Source organism: Polyangiaceae bacterium (genome assembly GCA_016715885.1).
Classification (GTDB): domain Bacteria; phylum Myxococcota_A; class Polyangia; order Polyangiales; family Polyangiaceae; genus Polyangium.
Genome location: JADJXL010000002.1, coordinates 136546 through 148892, shown reverse-complemented (window position 1 = coordinate 148892; position 12347 = coordinate 136546). Strand labels below are relative to the sequence as shown.

13 protein-coding genes are annotated in these 12347 nt (G+C 58.6%); 4 read left to right on the top strand and 9 right to left on the bottom strand.

Features of this window, described 5'->3' with window-relative positions; translation table 11 throughout:
* Window positions 1-111 precede the first annotated feature (111 nt).
* The 4 genes from IPM54_04055 to IPM54_04040 are packed head-to-tail and all read left to right on the top strand — an operon-like array spanning window position 112 to window position 5002.
* Window positions 112-1113, top strand: a complete 1002-nt coding sequence (locus tag IPM54_04055) for a site-specific DNA-methyltransferase (GenBank protein MBK9258988.1) — start codon at window positions 112-114, stop codon at window positions 1111-1113.
* A 33-nt stretch (window positions 1114-1146) separates the two neighbouring features.
* Window positions 1147-2928 (top strand): hypothetical protein, encoded by a 1782-nt coding sequence (locus IPM54_04050; GenBank protein ID MBK9258987.1) that lies wholly within the window; start codon window positions 1147-1149, stop codon window positions 2926-2928.
* Entirely contained in the window at window positions 2925-4214 is a 1290-nt protein-coding gene (locus IPM54_04045) for a hypothetical protein (GenBank protein ID MBK9258986.1), read from the top strand. The genes IPM54_04050 and IPM54_04045 overlap by 4 nt, the downstream gene beginning before the upstream one ends.
* Window positions 4215-4261: 47 nt before the next feature.
* Window positions 4262-5002 carry an arginyltransferase gene (locus IPM54_04040; GenBank protein ID MBK9258985.1) on the top strand — a complete coding sequence of 247 codons (741 nt, stop codon included), beginning with the start codon at window positions 4262-4264 and terminating at the stop codon, window positions 5000-5002.
* Between the two features lie 28 nt (window positions 5003-5030).
* Here IPM54_04040 and IPM54_04035 read toward each other — a convergent pair whose 3' ends face one another.
* From IPM54_04035 to IPM54_03995, 9 genes are all read right to left on the bottom strand, one after another.
* Window positions 5031-5354, bottom strand: a complete 324-nt coding sequence (locus IPM54_04035; GenBank protein MBK9258984.1) for a cytochrome C oxidase subunit IV family protein — start codon at window positions 5352-5354, stop codon at window positions 5031-5033.
* Between the two features lie 9 nt (window positions 5355-5363).
* Window positions 5364-6002 carry a cytochrome c oxidase subunit 3 family protein gene (locus tag IPM54_04030; protein MBK9258983.1) on the bottom strand — a complete coding sequence of 213 codons (639 nt, stop codon included), beginning with the start codon at window positions 6000-6002 and terminating at the stop codon, window positions 5364-5366.
* The gene (locus IPM54_04025; protein ID MBK9258982.1) at window positions 5974-7608 is read right to left on the bottom strand and encodes a cbb3-type cytochrome c oxidase subunit I; all 1635 of its coding nucleotides are present in this window, start codon (window positions 7606-7608) and stop codon (window positions 5974-5976) included. Before IPM54_04025 ends, IPM54_04030 begins: the two co-directional genes overlap by 29 nt.
* 35 nt (window positions 7609-7643) lie before the next feature.
* A complete protein-coding gene (gene coxB / locus IPM54_04020) occupies window positions 7644-8750 on the bottom strand; it encodes a cytochrome c oxidase subunit II (GenBank protein MBK9258981.1) in 1107 nt (368 codons plus the stop codon).
* Window positions 8747-9511: an SCO family protein gene (locus IPM54_04015; protein MBK9258980.1), complete on the bottom strand. Its 765-nt coding sequence runs from the start codon at window positions 9509-9511 to the stop codon at window positions 8747-8749. The genes coxB and IPM54_04015 overlap by 4 nt, the downstream gene beginning before the upstream one ends.
* A 110-nt stretch (window positions 9512-9621) precedes the next feature.
* Window positions 9622-9993 carry a hypothetical protein gene (locus IPM54_04010; protein ID MBK9258979.1) on the bottom strand — a complete coding sequence of 124 codons (372 nt, stop codon included), beginning with the start codon at window positions 9991-9993 and terminating at the stop codon, window positions 9622-9624.
* 1 nt (window position 9994) lies between these two features.
* Entirely contained in the window at window positions 9995-11179 is a 1185-nt protein-coding gene (locus IPM54_04005) for a hypothetical protein (protein ID MBK9258978.1), read from the bottom strand.
* On the bottom strand, window positions 11176-11775 hold the full coding sequence (locus tag IPM54_04000) for a cytochrome c (protein MBK9258977.1): 600 nt from the start codon (window positions 11773-11775) through the stop codon (window positions 11176-11178). Before IPM54_04000 ends, IPM54_04005 begins: the two co-directional genes overlap by 4 nt.
* An 8-nt stretch (window positions 11776-11783) precedes the next feature.
* Window positions 11784-12338, bottom strand: a complete 555-nt coding sequence (locus tag IPM54_03995) for a DUF3341 domain-containing protein (protein ID MBK9258976.1) — start codon at window positions 12336-12338, stop codon at window positions 11784-11786.
* Between the last annotated feature and the right edge of the window lie 9 nt (window positions 12339-12347).

The following is a 12347-nucleotide window of genomic DNA, read 5'->3' as shown; positions in this document are numbered from 1 at the left end:
CTTGGCCCTCGGTGCTTGCGGCTGATAACAGCCGGGCGCATGCCGAGCCCCCTGCCCGTTCTACCAACGTCGTATAGCGGCACCCTTTTTGTCGGGGACAATCTCGACATCATGCGCCGACACTTACCGAATGGTTCGGTGGATCTGGTCTACTTGGATCCTCCGTTTCAGAGCGGGAGGACGTACCACGTGTACACGGGGGTGACGTCGAAAGTAGCGGGTGCGATGGCCTTCGACGACACGTGGACGTTCGGGAAACACACGAAGCGAGCGCTCGATGTTATGGTTTCGGACGACGAACCCATTGGCCGTGCTCTTTCGGGTTTGTATGGTTTTCTGGGTCCTTGTGACATGATGGCGTACATCACGACGATGGCCGAAAGGATGGTCGAAATACGACGCGTTTTGCGCCTGACGGGGAGTGTGTTTCTACATTGCGATCCGACGGCGAGCCATTACTTGAAAATCGTCATGGACGCGGTCTTCGGGCCGGATTGTTTTCGTAACGAGATCGTATGGCGGTATCGTCGCTGGCCTGCGAAAGCGCGAAGGTTCCAGCGGATGCACGACGTGATTTTGTTTTATAGTCGCACGGCAGAGAACCATCACACGTTTCATACGCTGTATGGATACGAAGAGCTCGCCGAATCAACAAAAAAAACGTTTGGCAATAAAAAACAACGCGCGGACTTTTCTGCTGGGCATCGTAAGCCGGGGTTGTCGGATGAAGCGACGCCTGGGCCTCCGCTTTCCGACGTCTGGGAAATTGGCGTCATTGCGGCCAAGGGCAAAGAGCGGCTGGGATACCCGACGCAAAAGCCCGAAGCGCTGCTCGAACGGGTGATTTTGTCCGCGAGCAACGAAGGTGACGTGGTGCTGGATCCATTTTGCGGATCGGGCACGACGCTCGGGGTCGCGGAACGATTCGGGCGAAAATGGATTGGCATCGATCGCAGCCTCGAAGCGCGACGCACGGTCGAGGAACGCATGAAACGGTCGTTCGGCAAAACGCCCCGATGGATCGTCGTGGACGACGCCGCGACCAAGACGCCGCTGCGACCGCTCGCGAAGATTACAAGTTCGAGCGTACGAATTACGAGCGAAGTGGCTTGACATGGCGGGTGCACTTCGGGAACTGTTCTTGGCATGCGCGTCACTGCATTGGCCACGGGAGCGCTTTTTGCCGCGTTGATGGCTGGGTGTTCGGGAACTCCGGCTGCGCGACCGTACCCGGTTTGTCCGCCGCCTGAAGCACCCAAAACGACGTCGGCACAGACGCCGGCTGCTTTGCCCTCAAAGGAAAAAAGCGAGCATCATTTCAACATCATACCGGCGCTGCACAAAGGCGGGATCGATGTGACGGTGACCGTTCAGCCATCTCTTTCGGCGAGAGCGCGTTCGTATTCGATTCTGACGCCGGATGAAGGGGCTGTACAAATCAAAGGCGCAAAGGACGCTCGTGGAAGCATTGAAATGCGCGAAGACCGAGCGCCCGATCGGGTGACGTGGACGCCTGTTCGTGCGGTGAGTGGGGAGCTGTCGATTTCGTATTTTGCTCAGTCGCGCATTGCAGAGGGCAAGTTGCCGTGGATGGTGTCCGACCCGGATCGGCTGGAAATCATGGGCGATGCATTGCTCATGCCCGACATCGACGACAATGAAAAGATCAAGGCGTCGGTGCATATCGATTTGTCCGTGTATGGAACCACCGAGCAAGGAGCGTCCGTCAGTGGTGCGGCATCGAGCTTTGGGATTGGCGGATCGCGTGAAATGCAGGCGTCGACGAAGGAGCTGCGGAATGCGGTATTCGTTGCGGGACGGATGGGGACGGCGGTATTCGACACGCTGGAGGGGCACGACGAAGCTGCGTGGTTTGGTTACACGGCGTTCGATCCGCGTCCGGTTTCGGCGGATACGGCGGCATTTCGGACGGCTGCGGCGGAGTTTTTCGGGGAACGTAGCTCGGCGCCCCAAACGCTGCTCATCGTGCCCGTGGCGGGCCCAGCCGGAGCATTCGTTGCGACGCGTCGCACGCATAGCGTGCTCGTACATGTAGCCGTTGCGGATACGTGGTCGGGGCCGCTGCGTATTGCGACGGCGGTGGAGACGCTGCACGCGTGGATCGGGGAGCGATTGTGGATTGGTCCGGAAGAGCCGTCGCGCGTATTCGAAGGCTCGTGGTTTGCCGATGGATTTGCCCGCCATTTGGCGCGGGACATGCTTTTCCGTTTTGGCCTCGTCACGCCGCTGGAGGTTGCTGCGGAGGTCAATTCGCTGGAATCGACGCTGTCGATGTCGCCTTTTGCGAATGAAACGAACGCAGCGCTTGCGTCGCGCACGCGTGAAGCGGGCGTGGTGCAGACGATCGTCGCGCGCGGGGTGCTTTACGCACTGCACGTCGACGCAGCCATTCGGCAAAAGAGCAACCAGAAACGAACGCTGAACGACGTCATCCGCGCGCTTTATGGGAAAGCGAAAGAAAAGCGGGGACCCCTTTCCACGAGCGCTTGGACGGAGGCATTGCAGGCAGAAATTGGAGCTCGCGGGCCGGAAGCATTCGCGGCGATCATTGAAAAGGGTGGCGCCATTGAATTGCCGAGCCATGCGCTGGGGCCGTGCTTTCGTAAAGAAACGAGGCGCTACGCGCAATACGATTTGGGATTCGACGACGTTGCATCACGCGCGGCAAAACCACCCAAGGCGGTCGGCGTGCGCAAAGATGGCCCGGCTTATCGGGCGGGATTGCGTGACGGTGACGAGATCGTCAACGTGCAACGAACGGCGGGGCGAAGCGACGTACCGGTCACGGTGATTGTCGCGCGAGGCGAAAAGAACGAAGCGCTTCGATATGATCCGGCAGGAAAAGCGGTCACCGGTCGAGCCTGGGTACGCGTCAAGGACGTGCCGGACGAGAAGTGCACGAAATGAGTGACGATTCGAAATTGGAGAAGCCGGTCAAACTGGCGCTCATCCGGCGCAATCCCTGGATACTTGGCATTTCCGCATTGCCGCTGCTCACGGCGTTCGCTTTTCTGGGCATTGGGCTCTATTCGACGCAATGGATTTTCTTGCTGCTCATCCCGCATCTGCTCATCATGGCCGGAGCGCTCTTCGCCATGTTGTGGATCCGCAATCCCCGGCCGCGGGAAGTGGAGGACGCGGTCAGCGTGAGCAAGGAGGGAGTTCGATTTGGTCAAACGTTGGCGCTACCTCGCGAGCGGATCGAAGCTGGGTTTGTCGTACCACGTCCGGGCAAACGACCCATCGTACGTATCGAAAAAAAGGGAATCGGCCTGCCCACCGAGATTCGGGTCGAAAACGAGGACGAGGGTCGCGAAGTGCTTCGCGAGCTTGGGCTCGACGCGTCCCAAACGATTGCTTCATTTGCATTGCCTTCCAGAATTCATGCTCGCATTCGCACGCAGAACATTTTCGCGGGCATATTCATCATTGCTTTCGCGCTGCTATTCTTGATCATATTGATCACCGGGTCGAAATTCAACACGGTTGGGCCATTCCTTGGAGTGCCTGGGTTTGCATTTTTGCTTTTTGCGTTGTTCACACGCACGCATTTGCGCGTAGGTGCCGATGGCGTTGCGCTGCGTTGGTTTGGACGTGAGCGCTTCATTCCGTACGACGAGGTTGCCGCGATCGAACCGTATGAGGAGCAACGAACGCAATGGCGTCACTGGGCAGGTGTGCACTTGAAGCTGCGTTCTGGCGAGGTGATCACGTTGCCCATCGCGTCGGTGGGTGACGTTGGTGGTCCGCGTACGCGCCTCGTCACGCGCCGCTTGCAGGAGGCGCTCGCGGACCATCAGCGAGGTGCTCGCGCGTCTGCGGAAGCACGTCTTGCACGCGGCGAGCGCCCGATGCTCGCTTGGGTGCGCGAGCTGCGTCAAGCGGGCTCGGGCGCGGCTGCAAACCATCGCGTCGCGCCCGTGCCGACCGATCGGCTGCTCGAGCTTGCGGAGGATCCGCGTGCGGATCCGGTGACGCGAGCAAGCGCGGCGGTGGCGCTCGGGGCTGCCGCCGAAAGCGACGACATTCGGGATCGGTTGCGTGTTGCTGCTCGAGCGACGGCGGCGCCGCGACTGCGCATCGCAATCGAAAGAGCGGCCCTTGTCGATGACGAGGCACAGCTTGCCGAAGCGCTGGCTGAAGTCGAGGCAGAAGCGAAAAATTCGGATAAAAATCGACGCGTTACGTACTAGATTGTAGAACGACCTGTATTCGTGCAATATAGAGCGTTCCTGTTCCCATGACGCGTCTCGTTCAACATCTCGTCGAATCCCCGCGCCCGTGTTCGTACATTCCACCCGAGCTCGCATCGCTCGAGCATCGCATCATGGTGGATGTCGACTCCGAAGAGCTCGACTGGTTGCTCGAGCATGGGTACCGTCGATTTGGCCCGGACTATTTTCGCCCCGCGTGCTCGATGTGCACGGCTTGCATTTCAACGCGGATCGTCGTGGGGGAATTCGAGCCGAGCCGCAGCCAGCGTCGAGCTCGCAATCGTTCGGCGCATTTACGGATCGAGGTAGGTCCGCCGCGGATCGACGACCAGCGCTTGGCGCTTTATCATGTGTGGCATTCGCAGCGCGAGGTGGCGCGCGAATGGGCACCTTCGACGCTTGGTTCACGGGAATATTTTTATCAATTTGCCTTTCCGCATCCGTCGGCGCGCGAGGTTGCGTATTATGACGACTCGGCCGGCGGGCGGCTCGTAGCGATTGGCATTTGTGATGAAACGCCGCTGGCATGGAGCGCGGTGTATTGTTTTTACGATCCGGCTTATGCGCGTTTGTCTCTCGGAACGGCCAACGTGCTCACGCTGGTCGAGCTTGCCCGAGAGCAAGAGAAGCCGTACGTGTATCTTGGTTTTCGCGTGAATGCGTGCCCATCGCTACGTTACAAGGGGACGTTTCATCCGCAGGAAGTGCTCGTCGGAAGGCCGCTCGATTTTGAAGAGCCTCGCTGGGAGCGGCGAGCGGCGATGTAGGGATTCACGGCGTTCGGTAGAGCAGCCCTCAATCGATGGGTCTCGCCGACGGGTCCGGCGTTTTGGGATATGTTTTTCTCGTCATCGGATCGGCTGCGGTCAGCGTGACCAAGAGGACGATGAACAGAAATGTCACGATGACGATCAGTCGATTGGCGAATCGCTGCTCGATGAGGTGCATGAAGATGAAGAGCACGATGAACGTCTTCACGATGGATATCGTGAGCGCTGCGGCGAGCTCGGCTCCTCCGGTGAGCCCCACACGCGAAATGCCGAACGATATGAACGTCAGCACGAGCAAGGCAATCCATGAGACCAGCATTTTGGTTCCCGTCACGTGCGCGCGAATCATGTCGTTGCCTCATTTCACCAGGTAAAACAGTGGCCAGAGGAAGATCCAAACGATGTCGACGAGGTGCCAATACAGGCCCGAGTTCTCGACGATGATGAATCGGTGTCGACCATAACGGCGCCGAGCGCATCCTATGGCCGCGACACCGAGCATGATCATGCCGGCGACGACATGCAGGCCATGCAGCGCCGTCATGAACCAATACAGCGTTTGTCCCATGACGGCGCCTGCCGGCGGGGCATTGGCCATGGTGTACATTCCCGCTGGAAGCGCGTGGTGGTGAATGTGATCAGCATACTCGACGAATTTCACCACCAAAAATGTCATGCCGAATGCCACGGACAAACCGAGCAAGAGGGCTGCGAGACGCGACTTGTCTTCGCGCACGTAATGCACCGCGAGGGCCACGGTAAAACTCGACGTGATGAGCACGACGGTATTGACCGTTCCGAGCACCGTGTCGTTGTGCGCAAGTGCCTGGTGGAAATCGGCAGGGTACATGACGCGGTACGCCGCATACAGGGCAAAGAGCCCAGCGAAGAGCAGCGTTTCGCTTCCCAGAAAAACCCACATCGCAAGGCGAGCAGCATGTTCCTGCTTCTCGATGGTCTCGAATTGCTCAGCTAGCTCGACTGCGCGCACGGGCATCCTCCTCGCTGAGGTGGTAATCGTAGGGCGTTCGTTCGATGATTGGCGTCACGTCGAAGTTGTGTTTCGACGGTGGTGAGCTCGTAATCCATTCGAAGCTGCGTGAGCCCCATGGGTTTGGCCCAGCGCGACGGCCCCATTTCAATGCAACGACCAAGTTGATGAGCGCCAAGATCAGCCCCGCTCCCAAGAGCCAGGCGCCTCCGGTCGATAGAACGTTCAGCCATTGGAAATGAGGCGGGTAGCTGTAGTAGCGTCGCGGCATGCCCGCATTACCGAGCAAAAATTGCGGGAGAAACGTAAAGACGAATCCGATGAACACGGCCACGGACGTGAGGAGTCCGACGCGTTCGTCGTAGAGTTTACCGAACATTTTGGGGAACCAATAATGCGCCGCGGCCAGGAAGGCCGTGAGGGCGCCGCCCACCATGATGAAGTGAAAATGGGCAACCACGAAGTAACCGTCGTGCCAATGGACGTCGAGCGATTGCGTTGCGACGGCCACGCCCGTCATGCCGCCGAACACGAAGAGGAACAAAAACCACAGGAAGTAGAGCATCGGCGTGGAGAACGCAATGGATCCGCCCCGTAGCGTCGCGACCCACGTAAACACCTTGATGGCGGAAAAGATCGCCACGAACATCGACAAACCGCCGAAAACGCCGGCATCCCATTCGCTCATGCCCGCCACGAACATGTGGTGGCCCCAGGTAAAGAAGCCGATGAAGGCGATGCCGAGTGACGAATAGGCAATGGCTCGGTAACTTGCGGGCGGCCTTTGCGAAAAGGTGCAGACCACCTCGCTGATCACCGCAAACGACGGCAGGATCATGATGTAAACGGCCGGATGCGAATAGAACCAAAAGAGGTGCTGGAAAAGCACTGGATCGCCGCCATAGCGGGGGTCGAAAATGCCGAGACCCAAACCGTGATCGGCCGCGACGAGCAGGAGCGACAAACCGAGCACCGGCGTCGCAAATAAAATGATGATGCTCGTACCATAAATGGCCCAAACGAATAGAGGCAGCCGGTGCCAGCGTAATCCCTGCGCCCGAAGCGTATGTGTCGTAACGACGAAATTCAGCGCCGTCATGATCGACGATACGCCATTGACGAAGATCCCAATTCCCATCCACGTCACGGCGGTGGGCGACGTCGAGCTATAGGGTACGTAGAATGTCCATCCCGTATCCGCACCGCCAAGGACCATTGCGGTGAGAATGATGATGGCACTCGCCACATAGACGTAAAAACTCGCCAAGTTGATGCGCGGGAATGCGAGATCCTTTGCCCCCAGCATGAGCGGCAAGACGAAGTTCCCAAATACGGCCGGAATGGATGGGATCAAGAAGAGCCACACCATCGTGACGCCGTGGAGCGTAAACATTTGGTTGTACGTCATCGGATCGATGATCGTGGTTTCGGGTGTGAGCAGCTCGGTGCGCAGGATGAGTGCAAAGATTCCCCCGAGCATCAAGAATGTGATCACGGCGCCGTAAAACATGAGCGCAATGCGCTTGTGGTCTTTCGTGAGCAGCCACGATCGCACGCCGCTTTCGGCACGCATATAATCCGGATGCGTCGCGCCGACACCTCGAGGGTCCATTGCCGCATCGCCATCCATCCCGATCGTCGCGTCGCTCATGGTTTTACCTCCGGAACCTGCTCGATCGTGCCATTGGGCGTAATGACGATTCCCCCGGGGAGCCCACCACCAGGCGGGGGACGAACGTCTCGCAAGCTTTTGATCAATTCGACGATGGCCGCTGATTCTGCAGGTCGCATGCTACCGAAATAGCTCGGCATGATTGGCTGAAAGCCCGCGTGAAGCTTGGCCATGGGGTCCATGATGGATTCCGTGATGTACGCCTCGTCCACGAAAACGGTGCCACCTTGGGCCAGGGGAACGGTCGAACCGTACATCCCCGCCCACGTAGGACCGAGATGCTGGCTGCCGTCGAGGGAATGGCATCGCAAGCAGCCCAGTTGACTCGCGGCAATTTCGCCTTGACGCACCATACTGATCGGCTCGGCGGGCGAGTATCTGCCGACGATGGCCGGTCGCTCGGCGACTTGGCCGGCCAACTGCTGCTCGGGAGCCGCACCGCGAAGCCAGCGCTCGTAATCCGCTGGCGATAAGACGACGACCTCGCCGCGCATCGTGGAATGACTCACGCCACAATATTCAGTGCAATAAATATCGTGCCTGCCGGGTTCTTTTGCTTCGAACCACATTGTCGTGAGCCGACCTGGAACGGCGTCTTGTTTCACTCGGAAGTCGGGCACGAAGAAGCTGTGAATGACGTCCCGAGAAGCGAGGATCAGCTTGACGGGCCGCCCCGCCGGCACGTACAACGTCGAAATTGAATTGGCGCCCTCTGGATATGCGAATTTCCACATCCATTGTTTTCCCGTGACATAGATTTCGAGCGCTCCTTCGGGCGCGACGCGTAAGCGCATGTATTGGCGAAACCCTATCACCCACCACGTGATGAATATTCCGAAGAGCCCAACGACGACCATCACCTCGGTCCAAAATGGTATTGGGCTCGGAGGTTTGCGGTGGGTGCCCACGATTCGCCCAAATCGCCTTCGATAACGAATGAGGAAATACCCGCCGACGAGCGTCACCGCCACGGCTCCGAGCATCGTCACGATGATGACGAAGTAATGCAGTCCGTCGATTTCAGCGGCGACGGTGGAGGCTTGAGGTGGCAAAAACAAAATGCGACGGAGCAATTCGTTCATGGCGAATCCTTCCCGCTGTTGCGCCGGCGCTCGATGCGCCAGAGCAGGCCGAGGCTGGTGCCAACGACACACAGAATCAGCAATGATCCAATGCGGAAGAAGCCAGCAATGTAAGGACCATATCGGCGCGTTGCAGGATCGAATCGGTAACAGGTGACGATCACGCGATCGACGATGGTGCCAATCTTGCCATCGGCCGCTTCGAGCAATGCGAAGCGCAAGTCACGCGCCGATGGCTCGACCCCATAGAGATAACGCGATATTCGTCCACCTGCAGAAAGAACCGTAACGACGGCCGGGTGGGAATATTGCGAGCTCGAAGAATCGTACCCGTAACGAAATCCAACCGCATCCGCAACGGCACGGGTGGCTTTTTCGCTCCCGACGACGAACCGCGCCCCGGCATCGACATCGGGCCCCGCTTTCGCAATCAACGTTTCTTTGCGTTTTTTTGCGTCCGTCGGCGTATCCTCGGGATCGATGCTGACGGTAACGAGTCGGTAGTCTTTGCCCATGACAAACCCGGCATCCTCGAGGCCTTTGGAGACGCCGCGGAGCAAGATCGGGCAAAGCATGGGGCAACGGTAATAGGCCATGACGAGGACGACGGGCCGGTCGCTCCCGAAAAGCTCGCCGGTCGTTACGTCTTTTCCGGATTCGTCCTGAAGTGCGATATCGGGCGGAACGAGCGCGCCGAGGTGTTCTTCCACGTCCGCCACGGGAGTAACGGGCGGAGGCAATCGGTCTGCGCCGTCAGCCATCGCTGCACTGGACGCCAAACTTACCGATATCGCGATGGACCAGCCGACTCGAGTTACCATTGCCCCCCCAGGCGTCGATTCAATTTACAGCGGCTTTACATTGCGCTCGCTCAGTGACCGGCAGAATGCACATGAAGCTCGATGGCCGTATCAATCGGCACCCGAACGACGCGTTTCTGCTGATCGACCCATTCAAAACGTTCGAGGGATTGGCGCCCGGCGCGCGCGTCGACCTGACCGAACCCGATGTTACCAAAGAGATCCTCGTACACGTTGGAGCGTTCGACGATGGGTCCCAGTGATTGCTCGGGAAACTTGCCGCTCGGCCTCAATACCTGCTCGCGCGCGCGCAGCATGCCGTGCGAAATGCCCACGAGCAAGAGGGAAAATGCGGTCGCGGCCAAGATGACGTAGAGGATCAACCGGGGCGGCAAAATGTCCTCTTCCTGGCGCACGTTTTCGTGTATCTTGGTTTCGTTCATATCACATGCTCTCGTAACGGAATGCCGCATCGATGGCCGGGTCGTTTTTCGGGAATATCGAATGGCCACGGAGTCGGTATGCACCGAATGCAAACGCCGCGCCCCCAAGGCAAACGAACGCGGCCACGTCGGTCCAATGAATCACGGGACCCATGGGACGAACCGCAGGCATCACGAGCCATTCCATGTCGACCCAATGCGCGAGGAGCACCCAAGCCGCAATGGGAGCCAGCGTTCTGGGACTCTGTTTGACGCGGTACGACAGGAGCACGAAAAACGGCAGCACGAAATGAATCACCGCAAGGGCAATGCTGAACGGAAGCCATTCCTTCGTGGCCCGCATGGTGTAAAAAACGACTTCCTGTGGCTTGTCGGTAATCCAAATGAGGAACAACTGGAAGTATGCTGCATACGCCCAAAAGATGGTAAATGCGAGCATCAACCGTCCGAGGGCGTAATAATGCGATCGGGTGACTCGCGCGAGCATACCGGCTTCTTGCAAGAATGCCGTGACGAGTACGATGAGCGATATGGCGCCGACAAACCCACCGGCAAACCAATACACTCCAAACATGGTCGAATACCACGACGGAGTCAGGGACATGAGCCAGTCGAACGATGCGAACGTGAGCGCAAGGCTGACGGGAAATAGCGCCACGACCGAAAGAATACGCGAACGCGTCTTTTGCTCGATGTTCGGCGCCATGTCTTGACGCAGCGACCATTTCCGGAGCAGCATCCCAGCGCCTATCCATAGGGCGAAATACAAGGCTGCCCGTACGAAAAACGATGGAGTGTTCAAATACGGGCGTTGATGCTCGAGAAGCTCGTGCATGTGCGCGTCATGCGCGGCCTCGGGATGTGTCCACGGAAAGATTCGTTCGACTCCGATTGCGATGGGTATGAAGAGCACGATCGTCAGAGGGAGTATGCCGACGATCGATTCGACGACGCGCCGAATGGCCACGGGCCACTTGGCGTCCATCGCGTGTACGATCATCAGAAAAATGAGCGCTCCGAGTGCCGTGGACAAAATCCACGCAAAAGCCGACAAATAGGCGTGGTACACGTATTGTGGTCGGGTCAAAGCGCCGAATACGAGCGCCGCGCCGCCGAGAACGAATGCAACGAGGCCCCCGGCAATGACGCGGCCACCACCGTAAAACACAGTTCGCTCGGGATTCATTTCAATGCTTCCTCCGCCCGAGCTCGAATGGGCTCCGGCAAGCGATCCATCGGAACTCCAGCGGCGTGAAGGCCGAGGGCTCGCACGTACGCGACGACCGCCCACCGCTCCACGACCTCGAGCTCTTGCGAATACGTCGGCATCAAACCATATCCTTCCGTAATCACCCGATAAATTCTTCCATCGGGAAATTGCTGAATGCGGTCCGAAACGAGGCTCGGCGGCGGGCGCAACGTCATTTTACTTGCGACGACACTGACGCCATTTCCGAGCACACCGTGGCACGAACCGCAGAAAACTTCGAATCGATTTCGGCCCATTTGAACGAATAGCGGCGTCAGCAAGACCGGGTTTTTGTCGACATACGCGCCGTTTACCATGCCTTGCTCGAGGGCCTCAGGCATTTCGATGCGATCGGCGGGCATCGTCCCCTCGGGTGGATGACGCATGGCGCGGCCATCAGGAAAGAATTCGCTCGGCTCGTAGTATTGGTAATAGGGCTGATTCACCATACGCTCCAAATCGCGGCTGGGACCGGAGTTTTCGCATCCCAGGTGGCAAAGCGAAAGCCCAGCTAGGCCCACCATCAGGTATATCGAGTGGTTCACGTGTGGCCTCCCCAAGCATGTTTTTCCGTGAGCCCTGCGGGCACGACGCGCAATGCACCGAGCTCGAAAAGGAGCTGCGGGGTCAACGTCGGGTGGAAAGCCACGTCCTCTTCCGATATCCAAAGGAAAAAACGATCGATGCTCGCACGCTCGAACCCCTGCACTTCGAATACCGGCTGCCAAAGCGCGGGCAATTTCGACCACACGGCGAGCGTGATGACGGCCGTGAGCGCCGAGAAGAGCACGGCCATTTCGAATGTAATGGGAACGAAAGCCGGAGCTGCATGCGCGGGCCTTCCACCCACATTGAGGCGATAATCGACGGCGCTCGTCCACCATTGAAGAACATAGGCCCCGGTTGCTCCCATCAGCCCGCCTGCAAAAGCGAGCCAATTGATGGGCGAACGCGGCATTCCAAGGGCGCTCTCCAATTCTCGCATGGGATACGGCGTGTGCGCATCGACCTTGACGTACCCCTCGGCACGCAGCTCGCGGGCTGCATGTACGATACGTTCGTGCGTATCGAATTCTGCGACGATGCCGGCTTTCAGCTTCGCGGC

What these genes read in the sequence shown, in the direction of transcription:
- IPM54_04045 (MBK9258986.1), top strand. Translation starts at nt 2,925, where the DNA reads ATGAGTGACGATTCGAAATTGGAGAAGCCGGTCAAACTGGCGCTCATC.
- IPM54_04050 (MBK9258987.1), top strand. Translation starts at nt 1,147, where the DNA reads ATGCGCGTCACTGCATTGGCCACGGGAGCGCTTTTTGCCGCGTTGATG.
- IPM54_04005 (MBK9258978.1), bottom strand. Translation starts at nt 11,179, where the DNA reads ATGAATCCCGAGCGAACTGTGTTTTACGGTGGTGGCCGCGTCATTGCC.
- IPM54_04040 (MBK9258985.1), top strand. Translation starts at nt 4,262, where the DNA reads ATGACGCGTCTCGTTCAACATCTCGTCGAATCCCCGCGCCCGTGTTCG.
- coxB (MBK9258981.1), bottom strand. Translation starts at nt 8,750, where the DNA reads ATGAACGAATTGCTCCGTCGCATTTTGTTTTTGCCACCTCAAGCCTCC.
- IPM54_04025 (MBK9258982.1), bottom strand. Translation starts at nt 7,608, where the DNA reads ATGGACCCTCGAGGTGTCGGCGCGACGCATCCGGATTATATGCGTGCC.
- IPM54_04035 (MBK9258984.1), bottom strand. Translation starts at nt 5,354, where the DNA reads ATGATTCGCGCGCACGTGACGGGAACCAAAATGCTGGTCTCATGGATT.
- IPM54_04010 (MBK9258979.1), bottom strand. Translation starts at nt 9,993, where the DNA reads ATGAACGAAACCAAGATACACGAAAACGTGCGCCAGGAAGAGGACATT.
- IPM54_04015 (MBK9258980.1), bottom strand. Translation starts at nt 9,511, where the DNA reads ATGGCTGACGGCGCAGACCGATTGCCTCCGCCCGTTACTCCCGTGGCG.
- IPM54_04055 (MBK9258988.1), top strand. Translation starts at nt 112, where the DNA reads ATGCGCCGACACTTACCGAATGGTTCGGTGGATCTGGTCTACTTGGAT.
- IPM54_04030 (MBK9258983.1), bottom strand. Translation starts at nt 6,002, where the DNA reads ATGCCCGTGCGCGCAGTCGAGCTAGCTGAGCAATTCGAGACCATCGAG.